The 17,169-nt window shown below is 72.0% G+C and carries 18 protein-coding genes; 10 read left to right on the top strand and 8 right to left on the bottom strand.

Annotation, left to right across the window (positions count from 1 at the left end; translation table 11 throughout):
* The first annotated feature begins 5 nt into the window (after positions 1 to 5).
* Entirely contained in the window at positions 6 to 1,115 is a 1,110-nt protein-coding gene (locus BU204_RS32425) for a sensor histidine kinase (RefSeq protein ID WP_075129616.1), read from the top strand.
* Complete coding sequence (locus BU204_RS32420; protein ID WP_075129615.1) at positions 1,112 to 1,750, top strand: response regulator; 639 nt, start codon at positions 1,112 to 1,114, stop codon at positions 1,748 to 1,750. Before BU204_RS32425 ends, BU204_RS32420 begins: the two co-directional genes overlap by 4 nt.
* On the opposite strand, the gene BU204_RS32415 is transcribed toward BU204_RS32420, so the two are convergent.
* The gene (locus BU204_RS32415) at positions 1,727 to 2,695 is read right to left on the bottom strand and encodes an AraC family transcriptional regulator (protein ID WP_075129614.1); all 969 of its coding nucleotides are present in this window, start codon (positions 2,693 to 2,695) and stop codon (positions 1,727 to 1,729) included. The two genes, BU204_RS32420 and BU204_RS32415, sit on opposite strands and share 24 nt — an antisense overlap.
* Before the next feature lie 98 nt (positions 2,696 to 2,793).
* Between BU204_RS32415 and BU204_RS32410 the strand changes: the two genes are divergently transcribed.
* From BU204_RS32410 to BU204_RS32400, 3 genes are all read left to right on the top strand, one after another.
* Positions 2,794 to 3,636 (top strand): NmrA family NAD(P)-binding protein, encoded by an 843-nt coding sequence (locus BU204_RS32410; protein ID WP_075129613.1) that lies wholly within the window; start codon positions 2,794 to 2,796, stop codon positions 3,634 to 3,636.
* A gap of 72 nt (positions 3,637 to 3,708) precedes the next feature.
* On the top strand, positions 3,709 to 4,035 hold the full coding sequence (locus BU204_RS32405) for a hypothetical protein (RefSeq protein WP_075129612.1): 327 nt from the start codon (positions 3,709 to 3,711) through the stop codon (positions 4,033 to 4,035).
* A 75-nt stretch (positions 4,036 to 4,110) separates the two neighbouring features.
* Positions 4,111 to 5,538 carry an amino acid permease gene (locus tag BU204_RS32400; protein ID WP_075129611.1) on the top strand — a complete coding sequence of 476 codons (1,428 nt, stop codon included), beginning with the start codon at positions 4,111 to 4,113 and terminating at the stop codon, positions 5,536 to 5,538.
* 6 nt (positions 5,539 to 5,544) lie between these two features.
* On the opposite strand, the gene BU204_RS32395 is transcribed toward BU204_RS32400, so the two are convergent.
* The gene (locus BU204_RS32395) at positions 5,545 to 6,399 is read right to left on the bottom strand and encodes an SGNH/GDSL hydrolase family protein (protein WP_075129610.1); all 855 of its coding nucleotides are present in this window, start codon (positions 6,397 to 6,399) and stop codon (positions 5,545 to 5,547) included.
* A 101-nt stretch (positions 6,400 to 6,500) separates the two neighbouring features.
* A complete protein-coding gene (locus BU204_RS32390; protein ID WP_075129609.1) occupies positions 6,501 to 7,850 on the bottom strand; it encodes a helix-turn-helix domain-containing protein in 1,350 nt (449 codons plus the stop codon).
* 283 nt (positions 7,851 to 8,133) lie between these two features.
* Here BU204_RS32390 and BU204_RS32385 point away from each other — a divergent pair, with 283 nt between their 5' ends.
* Positions 8,134 to 8,649, top strand: coding sequence for a hypothetical protein (locus tag BU204_RS32385; RefSeq protein ID WP_198943069.1), 516 nt, complete (start codon positions 8,134 to 8,136; stop codon positions 8,647 to 8,649).
* Here the strand turns inward: BU204_RS32385 and BU204_RS32380 are convergent.
* Positions 8,635 to 9,045: a MerR family transcriptional regulator gene (locus tag BU204_RS32380; protein ID WP_075129607.1), complete on the bottom strand. Its 411-nt coding sequence runs from the start codon at positions 9,043 to 9,045 to the stop codon at positions 8,635 to 8,637. The two genes, BU204_RS32385 and BU204_RS32380, sit on opposite strands and share 15 nt — an antisense overlap.
* 54 nt (positions 9,046 to 9,099) lie before the next feature.
* Here BU204_RS32380 and BU204_RS32375 point away from each other — a divergent pair, with 54 nt between their 5' ends.
* Positions 9,100 to 10,674, top strand: a complete 1,575-nt coding sequence (locus BU204_RS32375; RefSeq protein WP_075129634.1) for an FAD-dependent oxidoreductase — start codon at positions 9,100 to 9,102, stop codon at positions 10,672 to 10,674.
* A gap of 17 nt (positions 10,675 to 10,691) precedes the next feature.
* On the opposite strand, the gene BU204_RS32370 is transcribed toward BU204_RS32375, so the two are convergent.
* On the bottom strand, positions 10,692 to 11,324 hold the full coding sequence (locus BU204_RS32370) for a hypothetical protein (protein WP_198943068.1): 633 nt from the start codon (positions 11,322 to 11,324) through the stop codon (positions 10,692 to 10,694).
* A gap of 69 nt (positions 11,325 to 11,393) precedes the next feature.
* Here BU204_RS32370 and BU204_RS32365 point away from each other — a divergent pair, with 69 nt between their 5' ends.
* The gene (locus tag BU204_RS32365) at positions 11,394 to 12,203 is read left to right on the top strand and encodes a class I SAM-dependent methyltransferase (protein ID WP_083661827.1); all 810 of its coding nucleotides are present in this window, start codon (positions 11,394 to 11,396) and stop codon (positions 12,201 to 12,203) included.
* Position 12,204: 1 nt separating this feature from the next.
* Here BU204_RS32365 and BU204_RS32360 read toward each other — a convergent pair whose 3' ends face one another.
* Positions 12,205 to 12,960, bottom strand: a complete 756-nt coding sequence (locus tag BU204_RS32360; RefSeq protein WP_075129605.1) for an EI24 domain-containing protein — start codon at positions 12,958 to 12,960, stop codon at positions 12,205 to 12,207.
* A 22-nt stretch (positions 12,961 to 12,982) separates the two neighbouring features.
* On the bottom strand, positions 12,983 to 14,149 hold the full coding sequence (locus BU204_RS32355; protein ID WP_075129604.1) for a serine hydrolase domain-containing protein: 1,167 nt from the start codon (positions 14,147 to 14,149) through the stop codon (positions 12,983 to 12,985).
* Positions 14,150 to 14,261: 112 nt separating this feature from the next.
* Between BU204_RS32355 and BU204_RS32350 the strand changes: the two genes are divergently transcribed.
* A complete protein-coding gene (locus BU204_RS32350) occupies positions 14,262 to 14,930 on the top strand; it encodes a response regulator transcription factor (RefSeq protein ID WP_075129603.1) in 669 nt (222 codons plus the stop codon).
* Entirely contained in the window at positions 14,915 to 16,042 is a 1,128-nt protein-coding gene (locus tag BU204_RS32345) for a sensor histidine kinase (RefSeq protein ID WP_233160862.1), read from the top strand. Before BU204_RS32350 ends, BU204_RS32345 begins: the two co-directional genes overlap by 16 nt.
* Here BU204_RS32345 and BU204_RS32340 read toward each other — a convergent pair.
* Positions 16,023 to 17,169 (bottom strand): serine hydrolase domain-containing protein (locus tag BU204_RS32340; RefSeq protein ID WP_075129602.1); only part of this gene is annotated, 1,147 nt, incomplete at its 5' end. The two genes, BU204_RS32345 and BU204_RS32340, sit on opposite strands and share 20 nt — an antisense overlap.

The following is a 17,169-nucleotide window of genomic DNA, read 5'->3' as shown; positions in this document are numbered from 1 at the left end:
GCGGCATGCGCGGCTGGTACGCCCTGGTCTGGGTGGTCTTCGGACTGTGTCCCGGCCTCGTCGCGGTGCTCGGCGACACCGGCGGGCAGCGGTACGCCTCGATCGCGGTGCTCGGCGCGATGGGCGTCGGCTACGCGCTCGTCACCCTGCTGCCCGACCACCCCGCGATCCGCCTGACCTACCTCGTCCTGCTCGTCCCCGCGCTGGGGGCGATGGCCTACCTCCCGGGCGGCGGCGCCGCGTTGTTCGTCCTGACACTGCCCCAGTTCTGGCTGTTCGCCCGCCCGCCGGGGCAGGCCGTCGGCATCAGCGCCGCCGCGGCGGTGTCGGTCGTCGCGGGAGCGCTGGTGCGCGCGGGGGGCGAGATCTCGGGCAACGCCGTGGTGGCCGCCGGCGCCGCCGCGATCTCGGTGCCGATCGGGTTGTGGTGGCTCCAGAACGAGCGGCGCACCCACGCGCTCGGCGACGAGCTGGCGCGGACCCAGCAGGAGCTCGCGCAGGCCCATCGCCGTGAGGGTGCCGCCCAGGAGCGGGACCGGTTGGCGCGGGAGATCCACGACACCCTGGCCCAGGGGTTCGCCTCGATCGCCGCACTGGCGGAGGCGGCGCGGGTCGCGGCCGACCCGGACCAGCGCGCCCGGCACCTGGCCTCCATCGAGGCCACCGCCCGTGAGAACCTCGACGAAGCCCGGGTGCTGGTCTCCTCGGCCCCCGCGGCACCACCCGGGTCGCTCACCCAGTCGCTGCGGCGCGCCCTGGACCGGTTCGCCGAGGACACCGGCGTCGCGGTGACGGCGGACCTGGTCGACCTCGACCCCGCCCCGCCCCTTCGGAGCGCGTTGCTGCGCTGTGCGCAGGAGTCCCTGGCCAACGTGCGCAAGCACGCGGGCGCGTCGGCGGTCACGGTCGTGCTCGCCCGACGTCCGGACGCCGTCGAGCTCGAGGTGACCGACGACGGCGGCGGGTTCGTCCTGGCCGACGCGCGCGGCTTCGGCATCAACGGCATGCGCAGGCGGCTCGCGGAGGTCGGCGGCGACCTCACCGTGACCAGCTCGGTCGGCGACGGCACCCGCGTCCTGGCCGAGATTCCCGTCGCGGAAGGTGGGCGCCGGTGAGCGTGCGCGTCGTCGTCGCCGACGACCACCCGGCCATGCGGGCGGGCGTGGTCGCCCTGCTCGGGTCGGAGCCCCACCTGGAGATCGTGGGGGAGGCGGGCGACGGTCGCGAGGCGCTCGAGCTGGTGGCGCGGCTCCGGCCGGACGTCGCCGTGCTCGACCTGCGCATGCCGGTTCTCGACGGCGTCGCCGTGACGGCACGGATCGTGGCTGACCACCCGGCGACCAGGGTCCTCATCCTCACCACCTACGACACCGACAGCGAGATCGCGCGCGCGGTCGACGCCGGCGCGCTCGGCTACCTGCTCAAGGACGCCGGACGGGACCAGCTCGTCAGCGCCGTCCGCGCCGCGGCACGCGGCGAGACCGTGCTCGCGCCGAGCGTCGCCGCTCGGCTCGTGGCCCGGATGCGCGGGCCGGCACCGGTGACGCTGAGCCCGCGCGAGGTGGACGTCCTGCGGGCGGTCGCCGACGGCCTCTCCAACCCCGAGATCGGTGCCCGGCTGTTCATCACCGAGGCCACGGTGAAGACCCACCTGCTGCGGATCTTCGCGAAGCTCGACGTCGGCGACCGCACGGCCGCGGTCGTCGCGGCCCTGGAACGCGGGCTCCTAGCCGGGCGCGGGGCGGGATGACGCCTGCCGGTAGCGGCCGGGAGGACGGCCCACCGCGCGTTTGAAAGCCCTGGCGAAGGCGAACTCGGAGTCGTACCCGACCCGGCGGGCCACCTCCCGCAGCGACATGCCCTCGCCCCGCAGCAGGTCGGCGGCGACGGTCATCCGCCAGCTGGTGACGTAGGCCATGGGCGGCTGACCGGTGAGCGCGGTGAACCGCCGGCTGAACGTGGCGCGGGGCACCGCGACCGCGTCGGCGAGCGCCGCGACGGTCCACCGCCGGGCCGGGTCCTGGTGGACCAGTGCCAGGGCGCCGCCGACCGTCGGGTCGTGGAGTGCGCGCGCCCAGCCCTCGCCCGCGTGTTCGGTGAACCATGCCCGCAGGAGGTAGACGAAGAGCAGGTCCACCAGGGAGTCGATCACCGCTCGGGCACCGGGGTCGGCGCGGTCGACCTCGGCGGCGAGCAGCTCGACGGCCGCGGCCAGACCGCTTCGGTCGGCCTGCTCGGCGCCGACGTGGACGACGTGGGGGAGCACGGCGATGAGCGGGTGGCGGGAGTCGAGCAGGAAGCCGGCGCAGAGCAGGCGGGTGACCGGACCGTCCCCGTCGATCACGAGCTCCTTCGGCGTCTCGACCTCGCCGAGCGGCCCACCGATCAGTTCGGCGAAGGACAGGGTCGCCCGGCCCGGGATGTCCACGATCGAATGGCCGACCCCGGCGGGCACCAGGGCCACGTCGCCCGGGGCGAGGGGGATCGGCTCGTCCCCGTCCGCGACCACCCAGCACGGCCCGTCGGTGACCACGTGGAAGCTGGCGATGGCGCCGGCCGGGACCCGGATGCCCCACGGGGCGTGGAAACGGTTCCTGGAGTAGACCACGCTCCCGTGCCGGGTCGCGGCCACGACGTCGGCGACGATGTCCGCGACGAGGTCGGGCCGGCTGTCGGTGACGCCGGTTCGGCTCACTCCGCCCACGGTACGCCCGAACCCGTGAGTGGAACGGGTATTTCTTCGTTCCGAGCTGTCATGGATCGTCTCGCCCCGGTCGGCATACGGTCGGCGGCATGGACCGAAACACTGTTCTGGTGACCGGCGCGACCGGCAAGACCGGCCGCCGTCTCGTGCCGCTGCTGGTGGAGCGCGGTGCCACCGTGCGCGCCGCCACGCGTCCGGGATTCGACTGGTGGGACGAGAGCACCTACGAGCCCGCACTGACGGGTGTCGAGGCGGTCTACCTCGTCAACGCCCACCTCTCCGGTGAGGTGACGGACCCGAGCGAGCAGGTACGGGCTTTCCTCGACTGCGCCGGAAGCGTGGGAACGCGCCGGGTCGTGCTGCTCTCCTCGTTCGGCGTCGACCAGGCCCCGGACGACGACGGGCTGCGCCGCACGGAGCTCCTCGTCGAGAAGTCCGGTGTCCCCGCCACGATCCTGCGCCCCGCCGCGTTCATGCAGAACTTCTCCGAACGGCACTGGTCGGGTATGGCCGAGACGATCCGGGACCGCGGTGAGATCGTCATGCCGGGCGGGACGGCCAGGGTGGGCTACGTGTCCACAGACGACATCGCCGAGGTGGCCGCCGCCGCACTGACCGAGAACGGCCACGAGGGCAGGGGGTACACGCTGACCGGGCCGGAGGCACTCACGCTCGCCGAGGTCGCCGAGCACATCTCCCGTGCCCTGAACCGCCATGTGCGCTATCGGGAGTCCGATGAGGACGCTATGCGCGAGCGTCTGGTCGCCGCCGGTGCCTCGCCGGCGTTCGCCGCGTACGGCGCCGCCCTGTACGTCGCCGCCGTGACCGGCAACGCGATGGCCACGGTCACCGACGACGTCTCCGCCGTGACCGGCCGCCCCGAGACGAGCTTCGCCGAGTACGCCGCGGGTGCCGTGTCGGCGTGGCGCTGACCCATGAAAGGGAACTTTCCGCCTCGACACTCTCGATTGGACACCCGCTTCCGGTGGCGAGACCATGGCGGTATGTCACGAACGCTGTGGGTCGCGCTCGTCGTCGTCGCGACCGTGGTGCTGGGAACGACCGGGCAGGCCCAGGCGGCGCGGGCCGCGCACACGTTCGACCGGGGGACCACCGAGCGGATCCACACCGTCGCGCACGCCGCCGGCGCCGGTGGGCTGACCGCGCTGTGCGCGTCGGTCGCGCCCGGGTGGGTGACGGCCATCGGTTGCCCGGTCTTCGCCCGGGTGGTGATGGAGTTCGTCCCCGACCGACCGCCGGCGGGCAGGTGTCTGCAGGTGTTCGCCCGATGGGGCCTGCCGCCGATCGGGGTGCGGTACGTGGGTTGCTGAGCGGAGGGTGGTCCCGGCGCCGGGAGTGCGGTATGTCTACCTGAAACTCGGTAGCACCGCGAAAGCGAGGACGCCATGGCCAGCCGCTCGGCCGAGATCTTCCGGCGCAAGCCCATCGAGGACATCGAGCGGGTGGAGGGCGGTGGCCTCGCCCGCACGCTCGGCCTGTGGCAGCTGACGGCGATCGGTGTCGGCGGGATCATCGGCGCCGGCATCTTCTCGCTGGCCGGGGCGGTCGCCAAGGAGACGGCGGGGCCGGCCGTGGTGATCTCGTTCCTGGTGGCCGGTGTGGCCAGTGCCGCCGCGGCGTTCTCCTACGCCGAGTTCGCCGGGCTCATCCCGAGGGCGGGCTCGGCCTACACCTACGGCTACGCCGTGCTCGGGGAGGTGGTGGGCTGGTTCATCGGCTGGGACCTGCTGTTGGAGTACACCGCGATCGTGGCCGTGGTGGCGATCGGCATCTCCGGCTACTTCAACGACCTGCTCGGCTTCCTCGGCGTCGAGCTGCCGCTGTGGATGTCGGGCGCCCCGGGCACCGAGCCGGAGGGCGTGCCGGCGGGCTCGTACGTGGTCAACCTGTTCGCGGTGCTGCTGTGCCTGCTCATCGCGTTCATCCTCAACCAGGGCATGCGCAACGCGGCGCGGTTCGAGACGTCGCTGGTCTACCTGAAGGTCGCCGTCGTGCTGGTGGTGATCGTGGTCGGCGTGTTCCACATCGACGCCGGCAACTGGAGCCCGTTCGCCCCGTTCGGCCTGGCCGGCGCGTTCACCGGCGCGGCGACGGTGTTCTTCGCGGTGTTCGGCTACGACGCGATGTCCACCGCCGCCGAGGAGTCCACCGACTCGACCCGGCACATGCCCAGGGCGATCGTGTACTCGCTCGCGGTGTCGATGGTGCTCTACGTGCTGGCGTGCCTCGTGCTCACCGGGATGGTCAACTACACCGAGATCGACGCCGAGGCGGCGTTCTCGGACGCGTTCGCCAGGGTGGGGCTGGAGTGGCTGGGCCTGGTGATCGCGGTCGGCGCGATCCTCGGCATCCTGACCGTGTTGTTCACGTTCATGATGGGCGCGGCGAGGGTCGGCTTCTCCATGAGCCGCGACGGCCTGCTGCCCCGCTGGTTCGCCCACACCGACGAGCGCCGCAGGGTGCCGAGCCGGATGACCTGGATCGTCGGCGTGGCCTCGGCCGTGCTGGCCGGCGTGCTCCCGATCGGCGAGGCGGCGGAGCTGACCAACATCGGCATCCTGCTGGCGTTTGTCGTCGTGTGCGTCGCGGTGGTGGTACTCCGTCGGCGTCGGCCGGACCTGCCCCGCACGTTCCGCTGCCCGGGGATGCCGGTGGTGCCGATCATCGGGGTGGTCTTCTCGATCTGGCTGATCACGTTCCTGCACCCGGAGACGTGGCTGCGGTTCGGCATCTGGTTCGCGCTGGGCCTGGTGGTGTACTTCGCCTACGGCCGCCGCAGGTCGGTCCTCGCCCGCTCGACCGACCCGCGGTAGCGGTTGTCAGGACAGGCCGAGGACGCGCATCGTCTCGGTGGCCATGGCTGCCTCGCCCAGGGCGTTGGGGTGGACGACGATGGGGTTGGTGGTCTGGAGCACCGGTTCGATCCAGCGGACGCCGAGCGGCTGGCAGGCGTCGTGACCCTCGGAGGCCTGGCTCAGGTCGACGTAGGTGATCCCGTTCGCCTCGGCGGCGCGGCGGACGGCGTCGTTGAGGGTGGACTGGAGGCTGCGCAGGTAGGGGACGTCGCCGCGGGCGACGGGCATGCGCTCGAAGCAGCCGCCGGTCGCGGGGAGGATCCAGGGGTAGCCGAGGATGGCGACCTCGGCCTGGGGCGCCCTGGCGCGCACCGCTGCGAGGGCGGTGACCAGCGAGGGGTAGGTGGTGGAGCGGACGGTGTCCTCGAAGCTGCTGCCGTACCGGTCGGCGCACGGGCTGCCGTGGCCGAGCGTGCTGATGCCGGCCAGCCCGCAGGCGAGGATCGCGTTGATGAACACGCCGCTGTCGTTGCCGCCGATGGTCATCGTGACCAGGTCGGTGTCCGCACCGAGCGCGTCGACCTGCGGGGCGACGCCGGGATACTGCGAGGTGGTGAAGTGCCTGGTCTCGGCGGCGCCGCAGGTGACGTCGCGCAGGCGGGCCCCGGTCTCGGCGGCGATCACGTGCGGGTAGTTGCGGGCCGAGCGCAGGCACAGCAGCGGTGCGGTGGGGTCCGGCGGCAGGACGCCGGAGGCCGCGCTGTAGGAGTCACCGAGCGCGACGTAGTTCAGCGGCTCGGCCTGCGCCTGGGCGGGGGAGGCGAGGCTCAGCGCGGTGACGAGGGCGGTTGCGGCGGACACGAGCAGACGGCGAGGCATGGGCTCTCCCGACATCATTGGCGGCGGCTGACCTACTCGGGAGTAGGTAGTGCTCGCCCATGGTGGGGCACGGCCCAGCCCGTCGTCAACGGGTCCTCCGGCTAGGTTCTCGTGCGCAGCTGCTCGTGGAGTCGCCCGCCGAACTCCCGCACGACGGACTCGTCGCCGTGTCGGGCGACCAGCTCGGTGTGGAACTCGGCCAGCCGCTTGCGCACGATCGACGAGCGGACCGGCCCGGCCAGCCGCAGCGCCGTCGTCGCCGCCTCGACGGCCTCCATCGGTTCACGTTGGCTCAGCCGTACCCTCGCCAACCGGACCTCGTCGAGAACGCGGCTGCGTTTGTAGTCCTCGGCTCGGTTGTGGCGTGCCCGGAGGGTGTGGTGTTCGGCGCGGTCCGCGTAGTGGCGTTGGTGTGCGGCGCCACCGGCATGAAGCGCGAGCTGCGTGTAGGTGTTGGCGACCAGGCAGTCCACTTCAGACTCGTCCATATAGTACATCCAGCTGGGGGTTGGTTCGGCCGCCTCGTGCCAGACCTCCCGGCTCGTCTCGGCCGATCGCACGGCGTTGAGCGCTTCCCCGCTGCCGAGTCGGGCGTAGGCGCCTGCCTCGAGCGCCAGCAGCTCGGCCCGGACGTGTTTGCTGGCCGTCCTCGGCAGTGCGTACAGACCGCTCTGGGCGAGGTGCAGGCTGTCCTCGTAGTTGCCGAGCGCTCTCGACAGTTTGGCCATGTCGCCGATGACCTTGACGCCGAGTGGCAGCACAGCCGGTCCGGCTTCCTTGCAGGCATGGAGTGCCAGGAGGTAGTAGCGCTGGGCAGCGCCCGGTAGACCGTTGTCGTAGGCCATCCAGCCCGCCAGCTGCGCCAGGTCCGCCATGATCGGCAGCAGTGCGTTTCTCGTCCTGGTGTCGCCGGTTTCCCCTACGTTCTCGGCGACGGCGCTGAGTTGGCCGACGACTGCCTTGCGTTTGAGGCCGCTGGCACCGGAGTCGTCCCAGCGCCGGAACAACGCCACCACGTCGCGAAGCCCTTCGACATCCTCCGTCCGAATCGGCTCGTCCCGATCGAGGTCCAGCAGCGCGACCCACTGCCGGATCGGCAGGATGAGCGCGGCGCCGCTCAGTAACGTCAGTCCTTCGAGAATCCTTCGTCGACTGGTGAGGTCATACATAGAAAACCCTTCGGTCAGTGACTGCGCGGCCGAGGATCTCGAGAAATCCAATGACACCGAGTCGGGTGCGTCGCTCGCGGCTTCCAGCAGGGCCGTCAGCTCGTCGGCGGACACGCGCAAGGCGGTGGCCAGCTTCCGCCGGTGCCACGGCTGCGGCTCGGTCTCCGCCCGCTCCCAGCGGATGACCGTCGAACGGTCGACGCCGACGAGCGCGGCGAGGTCTTCCTGGCTGTGCCCCAGCTCCTTGCGCCGCCGCACCAGGTGCGTTCGCTTGAGCGCCACGGCTCGGTCTCCCTTCCCTGCCTCTACGATAACGGCAACGGGGCATGCCCCATTCATGCACGGAATGCCTGCGACTTTTCTGCGACCGCCCAGCCCTCAGGATCGCTCTGGCCTGACCGAGCGATCTTTTCTTGGCTGTAGGGCCATGAGCAACGATCTTCGCCGCGCCCACGCGGCACTGATTCCCTACACGCCATTTATCACCCAATGGAGTGAGGAACGGGATTCGCCGTCGCAGATCGTCGAACGGCCGGGGCGCGGAATCGGCTATTCGGATGAGACCGTGAACGACAGGGACGGCAACGGCGTGCTGTGGTTCCGAATGCCCTCACGGCCCGGCCAGGGCCGACCCCTGTTCACCAAGGTGCACCCGCAGCGGCAACGGCAGGCCATGCGGCGGTTGCTGTGCGGGGTCTGCGGTCAACCGGCTGACCAGAACGCTGACGGAACGCTGTGGCTGCTGTGCGACTTCCGTGGCGACTGGCCCGACTGGCCGGAGCGGATGGCGGTGACCGAACCGCCGGTCTGCCGGCCCTGTGTGCGGGTGGCCAGCCGGCTGTGTCCGGCGCTGCGCAACCGGTGTGTCGCCGTGCGCGCCCGGCGGGCACCGGTCGCGGGGGTGTGGGGCGCGCTCTATCGGAGCGGAGGGCACTCGCCGCCCGTGCCGGTCGGGGACGTCAGCATCGCCTACGGCGATCCGGCGATCCGGTGGGTCCGAGCGTTCGCCCTGCTACGGGAGCTCCACGAGTGCGTGATCCTCGATGTCGACACCCTCTGCCCGGAGTCAACGGCCGGCTGATCCGGCCAGGGCGGTGTCGACGACGTGGTCCAGCTGTGTCCGGAGGTGGGGGCAGTCGCGGACGGGGTTGTCGCGGGGGCAGGTCAACAGGTGGTCCAGTAGGCGTTCCGCCTCGCGCAGGCGCTGGATCCGGCGGCGCACCTCGTCGCGGGAGTTCTCGATGACGTCCCTCGTCGTTGGGCGTTCGGCGAGCGTGGCGGCAGTGGCGTCCAGGCTCATCATCCCGTCGCGGTGGAGCAGGTGGATGAGGGCGAGGCGGTGCAGCTCCTCGCGTCCGTAGGTGCGGACCGAGCCGCGTCGACCGGCCGGGCGGAGCAGGTTGACCTGGTCGTAGTAGCGGAGCGCCGACACGGCTATGCCGAAGTGGCGGGCCACCTCGCTGATCGAGTACTGCACGTCGGCATTATCGCAGCTTGCGCTCAAGTCGACTTGAGCGTGCAGGGTGACCGCATGATCAATGCGAAACCCGGTGAGCCGTACGAGGTAGTCGTGGTGGGCGCGGGCCCGGTAGGGCTCTCGACGGCGTTGTTCCTTGCCGACCGCGGCGTGCGGGTACTGGTCGTGGACAGGCGCGACTCGCTCTCGGTGACGCCGCGCGCGAGTACCAGCCAGCGCACGCTGGAGCTGTTCCGGTCGGTCGGGCTCGGTGCGAGCCTGGACCGGATGACGTGGGACGGCCCTCGGCCGCTGCGGACGCTGGTCAAGGACAGCGCGGTCGGCGCCGTGCTGCATCGGGCCGCGCCGCCCGAGCCCTACGCCCGGCGCCTGGATACCTGCGGACCGGTCGGCAGCCGCCGGGTGATGACGCAGTACGAGGTGCAGCGCATCGCGCTGGACGAGCTTCGGCGCCGCGGCGGGCAGGTCCGGTTCGGTGTCGAGCTGGTGGACGCCACCGCTGACGCGGAGGCCGTTCGAGCGAGAGTGACCTCTGTGGACACCGGACGGTCGGGGGAGCTCGTCAGCCGGTACCTGGTCGGGGCGGACGGCGCGCGCAGTGGGGTGCGAAAACTGTTCGGAATGGACATGCCCGCCCCGCGGGTTGCCGCTCGCCTCAACACGGCGTTCTTCCGGGCAGAGCTGGGCCGCCTGCTTCCGGAGTCGTCGACGTACGCCTGCTTCGTCCGCAACGAACACGTCCAGTGCACGTTGTTCGCGAAGGGTGCGGCAGGCGACCGATGGTCCTCACACATCATCGCCTACCCGGGCAAGCCCGACCGGGCGACCCCGTTGACGCCGGAGCGGACGCTCGGGTTGCTGCGCGCCGCGATCGGCGACGACACGTTGCCGATCGACCTGACAGCCTGCGACGCGTGGGAGGCCACCTTCGGCACCGCATCGGCGTTCCGCCGCGGACGGGTCTTCCTGGCTGGTGACGCCGCACACCTACAGAGCTCGGCCGGCGGACTCGGGATGAACACCGGCATTCAGGACGGACACAACCTGGCCTGGAAGCTTGCCGCCGTCCTGAGAGGACGCGCCGAAGCGGCGCTGCTGGACAGCTACGAGCCCGAACGGCGGATCGCCGCCGAGGCGTCGCTGGCGCTGTCCTACCGGATGCACGACGCCTACCGGGCCCAGCAGCACCCGACCGAGTTGGCCGCCGACTACCTGCGCGGCATGATGTTCTACCGCTACACCTCCGCCGCCGTGCTCGCCGAGGACGACACCGAGCCGGACGTCCTCGACGACAGGGCCACGCCAGGACGCCGGCTGCCCCACCGGTGGCTGACCGACGGCGATGCCGGACTCTCCACACTGGATCTGGTTGGTACGGACTGGACCCTGCTCGCCGGACCTCGCGGCACCACCTGGCTCGAGGCCGGCGACGACCTCCGGGTCCGACAGGTCACCACGGCGATGGTCGACGGCGACGAGTCGGTGTTCACCGACCTGGCCGGCGCGGAGCCGGACGGCGCGCTCCTCGTCCGGCCGGACGGGTTCGTCGCCTGGCGTTCCCCTCGTCTGCCCGAGGACCCGGGCGGTGCGGTGCGCCGCGCGCTGCGCACCCTGTGCGGGCACGGCTGACCGCTACCACCGCCGGCTCAGGTGGCGGCGGTGACAGTCAGGTCGTAGTCGACCTCGAGCTCGAAGTTGGTGCTGCCGCCCTTGATGACCAGCGTGTGCTGCCCGGGGGTGAGCGAGGGCACGGTGAACCACAGGCCGCAGCCATGGGTGCGGAACGTGCCCTCGGCTCCGAGGACCGGGTTGTCGGGCACGCCGGTCACGGTGATCTCGGACAGGTCGGCGCGCGACAGGTCCAGAGGGCTGCCGTCCAGCTCCACCTCACCCCAGGCCTCGCGCATGAACGCGTCGCAGACGGCTGGGACGTCGGTGATCTGGTTGACCGCGGGCCCCGCCAGCGGTTGCCCGGCCGGCACCGTACACCGGCGCGACACGGTCTCCCCGAACGAACCGGCGAGCAGCCACACGTCGGCCGGCTGGCGGTCGGCGCAGAACTCGCCGGTGGTGTCGGCTACCGGGTTGGTCTCGGTCGGAGCGGACGACGCCCAGGTCCACCAGCGTGACTGGAGATCGGCGAGGTCGATCTCGTTGCGCTCCGAGGCCGTCGGCGCGGCGGACCCGGTGTCCTTGTCGGTCCCGGCGGCCGGCGCCGTGCAGCCGGCCACGGCTATCGTCAGCACGCACACCAGTGCCGTCATCGTTCTGCTACGCACGCGGGGGAGCGTAGCGAGTGGATCACGCTAGGGTTCGGCGTGGGGACACGTCGAGCGGGAGCGGACCAAATGGACGATGACCAGCGGCCGGACGCCGGCCTGCGCGACGAGGTCGTGCACGCGCTGCGGCTCGAGGCGGAGCTGCGGCGGTACCAGGAACGGCTTCGGGTCGCGTTCGGTGTCGGTCCCGGGGACCGGGTGCTCGACATCGGGTGCGGGGCGGGCGGGACGACCCGGGAGGCGGCGCTGGCCGCCGGCTCGGGCAGCGCCCTGGGCGTGGACCTGTCCGCGCCGGTGATCGACCACGCCCGGCGGCTCGCCGCCGAGGAAGGGCTGGACAACGCCGCCTTCGAGTGCGCCGACGCCCAGCTCCACCCGTTCCCCGCGGGCCGCTTCGACCTCGGCATCAGCCGGTTCGGGACGATGTTCTTCGCCGACCCGGTGGCCGCCTTCGCCAACATCGCGCGGGCGCTGCGGCCAGGGGCGCGGCTGGTCCAGCTCGTCTGGCAGGAGCGCGAGCGCCAGGAGTGGGTGCTTGCCATCTCCTCGGCGCTGGGAGTCCGCGACTCCCGACCGGCGGGGTCCGGCGACCCGTTCTCCCTCGCCGACCCGGCCGCGGTGGAGGGCATCCTCACCGCGGCGGGGTTCACCGACGTCACCTCGACCGAGCTGAACGAACCCGTCTACTACGGACCGGCTGCGGACGCGTTCGACTTCGTCGGCGGGCTCCGGTTGGTGCGGGGTGCGCTCGCCGGGCTGGACGGCGACCAGGCGGAGCGAGCGCTCGACCGCCTCCGTGCCCTGCTGGCGACGCGGGACACCGGAGACGGCGTCTGGTTCGACTCGAACGCCCGGCTCGTCGCCGCCCGGCGACCGTGAACTATCCCTGGGTGGCCGCGGTGTCGCGGAGAACCTCGCGGGCGACCAGGACACCGCCGACGAAGGCGACCGGCATCGCGATGATCGCGGCGAGCGGGATCGCGCACAGCAGCGACGCGGGCAGGCCGAGCCCGATGGCGAGCGGGCGGCGCCGGGCCAGCAGTGCGCGCCGCTGCCGCAGGTCCAGCCCTCGCCGGTAGAACGACACCGCCACCAACTCCAGGGCGAGGAACCACGCGGTCACCAACGCCAGGAGCACCGGGACCACAGTCTGCCCGAGCACGGGGACGAACCCGGCCACGACCAGCGGGACGGTGAACACCAGCGACCGCAGCACCAGCCGGACGCCGTCCCGCAGCCCCATCCACAGCAGCCGCCCCCACGACAGGTCGGTGTCGGCCGGAGTGTCGCCGAGACCGTCCTCGACCTTCTCGGCGATGTGCTCGTAGAACGGACCGCCGACGGCCAGCGTGAGCGCCGAGAAGCTGATCAGTCCGATGACCAGTGCCGCGGCGAACAGCGCCACGCCGGCCGCCAGCCGGACGGCCGTGCGCACGCCCTCGGCCCAGTCGTCGGCGAACGGAGTGACCAGCTCCGCCAGCTCGTCGACCTGGTAGACCAGCAGGATCATCCCGCCGAGCAGGAGCAACGTGGTCAGCACCGCCGGCACCGCGCCGATCAGCAGCAGCCGTGGCGACCGCAGCAGGATGCCCAGCCCCTGCCCGAACATCCGAAAGCCCTTGAGGAAGTCCCGCACGGGTTACTTCTATCAGTGGCCCCTACCCACCCACGGGCCGGGCGGTGACCAGCTGGCGGATCATGGCGTCGATCTCGCGGGTGGCCTGGTCGTAGTTGCTCAGCACCACGGCCGTCCAGTCGGTCGCGGGAAAGGTGTCGACGTTGGTCGACACACCGGGCGCCCCGCCGTTGTGCCCGAGGATCCACTGGCCCTCGAGCAGGTTCGCGCCGACCGCGTAGGTGGTGAACGGGACGAGGCGGGGCCTGCCCGGCGGGGGCGTCTCCGGTCGCCTGGGCCACTTGGGACTGAGCACCAGCTCGGTGTGCGCGGCGTCGAGCAGCGACCCGTCGAGCAGAGCGCGCATGAAGCGGACGAGCTCCGGCGCGCTCGCGTGGGCGCCACCGGCGGGTGAGCCAACGAAAATGTGCCTGTCCAGGCCGTCGGTGCGCTCGCCGTTCTGGCCACGGGGGTAGGGGTGGGCGATCCGGCGGTCCTCCCGCCAACGCGGGACCGAGTAGAAGTCCGCCGTGGACATTCCGGCGGCGCGCAGGACGTGCCGGCGCACGTAGTCGTAGTAGGACAGTCCGGACACCTGGGCGACGATCGCACCCAGGGCGTGGTACGCGGTGTTGCTGTACTCGTAGGCGGTACCTGGCGGGAACGCGAGCCGGTCCTTGCGGACGTAGACCATGCTGCGCTCCCAGGTCTCCTCCACGCTCGTCCACGCGAAAGCCTCGGCCCAATACGCCTCGTCGCGCATGTAGTCGCGCAGTCCGGAGGTGTGGGTGAGCAGCTGGTGCACGGTCGCCTCGGCCACGTCGGCGGCGAACCCGTCCAGGTAGCTGCCCAGCTTCTCGTGGTAGGCGACCTCGCCGCGCTGGACGAGCTGTCCGATAGCGACGCCGGTGAACATCTTCGTGACCGAGCCGAGGGAGAACAGGGTGTTCGGTCCGTTGGGCACACCTCGGGAGCGGTCGGCCATCCCGTAGAACCGGGCGAGGACCGTTCGCCCGCGGTGGGTCAGCAGGACGGTGCCGGAGAACGCGTCCCGCGCCGCGAGGTCCGCGACGAGGCGGTCGAGCGACCCGCCGGGCCGCAGGCCGTCGGGCACACTCGTCCTGGCGGGTGGCGAACCGGTCCTCACCGCACCGAGCAGCAGGGGCGTGCTGCCGAGCAGGCCGAGTACCGAGCGTCGGGTCTGGTCCATCGTGGCTCCTCTCGTCGGGCGAACGGGGTAAAGGCCTACCGGTGCGCGCCGATGGGGGACCGATGCCGGACCCATACGTGATCCATATGTCCGCGCGGCGATACTGCCCTCCATGCGGGTGCTGCTGGTGGAGGACGAGCAACCGCTGGCCGGCTACATCGCCCTCGGGCTGCGCCGCCAGGGCCTCGCCGTGGACTTGGCCCACGACGGCCGCGTCGCTCTCGACAAGTGCGCCGTGACGCCCTACGACGTGGTCGTCCTCGACCGGGACCTCCCCGGGGTGCACGGCGACGCCGTCTGCCGCGAGCTCGCGCGACAGGGCGCCGCCCGCGTGCTGATGCTGACCGCGTCCGACGCCGTGGAGGACCGGGTCACCGGGCTCACCCTGGGCGCCGACGACTACCTCGGCAAGCCGTTCGCGTTCACCGAGCTCGTGGCGCGGGTGCTGGCCCTCGCCCGGCGCAGCGCGCCGGCCCGCCCGCCGGTGCTGCGTGCCGCCGACGTCGCGCTCGACCCGGCCCGGCGCACCGTCGAGCGCGCCGGCCGGATGCTGCACCTGGCGCCCAAGGAGTTCGGGGTGCTCGAGCAGCTGCTCGCCGCCGACGGCGACGTGGTGAGCGCGGAGACGTTGCTGGACAAGGTGTGGGACGAGCACGCCGACCCGTTCACCAACGCCGTGCGCATCACGGTCGGCACGCTCCGCCGCAAGCTCGGCGAGCCGCCGCTGATCGAGACCGTGACCGGCGCGGGCTACCGGATCGGGCCGTGTCCTTCCGGCTGACCGCCCGCGGTCGGCTCACCGTGCTGCTCACCGTGCTGGTGGCGGTCGCCGGGGTGGTGCTGACCGCGCTGACCTACCTGCTGATGCGCCGCGCTCCCGGCGTTCGGACGGTGTACCTGCACCTCACCCCGGGCAACCGGAACGACCCCGCCCCACCGCCCGCGGAGCTGCTGTCCCGGGCCGCCGACCAGCTGCGGGAGGCGACCCTGACCGAGCTGCCGGTGCGGGCGGCGGTCGCACTGCTCGCGGTGACCGTCCTCGCGGCGGCGGTCTGCTGGTTGGTGGCCGGCCGGATCCTTCGCCCGGTCCGCACGATCTCCGCGACCGCACACCGCCTGTCCGCCGAGCACCTGTCCGAGCGGGTGCCGGTGGCCGCGCCGAGGGACGAGCTGGCCGCGCTGGCCGAGACGATCAACGGAATGCTGGACCGGATCGAGCGCGGTGTCGCCGAGCGGGACCGGCTGCTCGCGGGGCAGCGCCTGTTCACCGCGAACGCCGCCCACGAGCTCCGGACCCCGCTCACCACGATGCGCACCGCGCTCGACGTCACCCTGGACGGCGCCCCGAGCAGGACCGAGCTGCTGGCGATGGCCACCGACGTGCGAACCGCCCTCGACCGAACCCGCCGCACGCTCGACGGCCTGCTGGCCCTGGCCCGCGCCGACGCCGCCCCCGAGGAGCACCCGGTCGACCTCGCCGCGCTGGCCGGCGCCTGCGCCGAGGTTCCCGCGCACCTCACCCTGCACGCCACGCTGGGCCCGGCGCGCACCACGGGGGACGCGGTCCTGCTCGAGCGCATGATCGCCAACCTGCTGGACAACGCGAGCCGCTACAACCACCCGGGTGGTGAGGTCACGCTGGTCACCGGGACCGCGGACGGAGCGGTGTTCCTGCGGGTGGCCAACACGGGTCCGCGGGTGCCCGCGGAGGACACGGAACGCCTCCTCGCCCCGTTCGTCCGCGGGCACCCGCTCCGCACGCACGCCGCCGATGGTGCCGGCCTCGGCCTGTCGATCGTCCGGGCCGTGGTGACCGCTCACCGCGGCGAGCTGACCGTCACCGCCCCACCTCTGGGCGGCCTGGACGTCCGGGTCAGGCTGCCGGCCGCATGACCGCCGCGGCGTGCGGTGCCCGCTCGGCCAACGGCCGGTGTGCGGTCCGGCCGGTCGGCTCCTCGACGTCGCAGAGCGCCGCGGCCAGGACGTCGTTCAGGGCAGCGAAGTACCGTTGCGCGAGCACCAGGTCGTCGTTGTCGAACGGCCCCACCGTCACCGACACCTCCAGCCGCCGCTCGCCGTCGGCGCTGCGGAGCAGGAACGAGGTGTACCCGTGCATCCCGCCGCTGTGGCCCTCGTAGACCCCGCCGCACTCCGCACCGATGTCGAGCACCTCCAGCCCGAGGCCGTAGGCGGCGTTCGGTGAGCCGGTCGGCATGGCGTCCCGCATCTCGGCCAGCAGGTCCGCGGGGAGCAACTCGCCGTCGAACAGCGCGGTGACGAACCGGTCCAGGTCGCGAGTGGTGCTGATGATCTCCCCGGCCGCCCCGGCCCAGCTCGGGTTCACCCTGGACATGTCGAGCACGCGCAGCCGGCCCTGGTGCTGGTAGGCGTAGTAGCCATGGGCGTGCGGGCCGGGGATGCCGGTGCGGGTGCCGGGCACCACGGTCTCGTGCAGCCGCAGCGGTGCGAGGATCCGGTGCCGTACCTGGGTGGCGTACGAGGTCCCGGTGACGCGCTCGATGAGCAGGCCGGCGAGCACGTAGTTGGTGTTGGAGTAGCGCCAGGCCGTGCCGGGTTCGAACCTGGCCGGCTTGGCGAGGGCGAGCTCCACCAGGTCCTCCGGCTGGTAGGTGCGGAACCTGTTCCGCTCGAAGTCCCAGCCGTACAACGGAACTCCGGCCTCGATAGTGCCGTCGGGGTTGGGTTCACCGGTGTGGTTGAACAGGCCACTGGTGTGCTGGAGGATCATTCGGACCGTGATGCGGCGGTCGAGTCCGAACTCGGGTAGGTAGTCGTCGACGGGGTCGTCGAGGACGACCTTGCCTTCGTCGACGAGTTGTAGGACCACTGTGGACACGAACATCTTGGTGATGCTGCCGACCCGGAACCGGCCGTTGGTGGGGACCTTCCCGCCGTGCAGCTCGCGCACCCCCGCCGCGCCGGTCCAGGCGCCGTGTTCGTCGTGGATCCTGACTTGTACGCCGGCCGCGCCGGACCGGGTCAGCTCGGCCATCGCGGCC

The organism is Actinophytocola xanthii, from assembly GCF_001921205.1.
Taxonomy (GTDB): domain Bacteria; phylum Actinomycetota; class Actinomycetes; order Mycobacteriales; family Pseudonocardiaceae; genus Actinophytocola; species Actinophytocola xanthii.
Note: the sequence above shows the minus strand (reverse complement) of the source record. Positions and strands in the feature narration are given on the sequence as shown.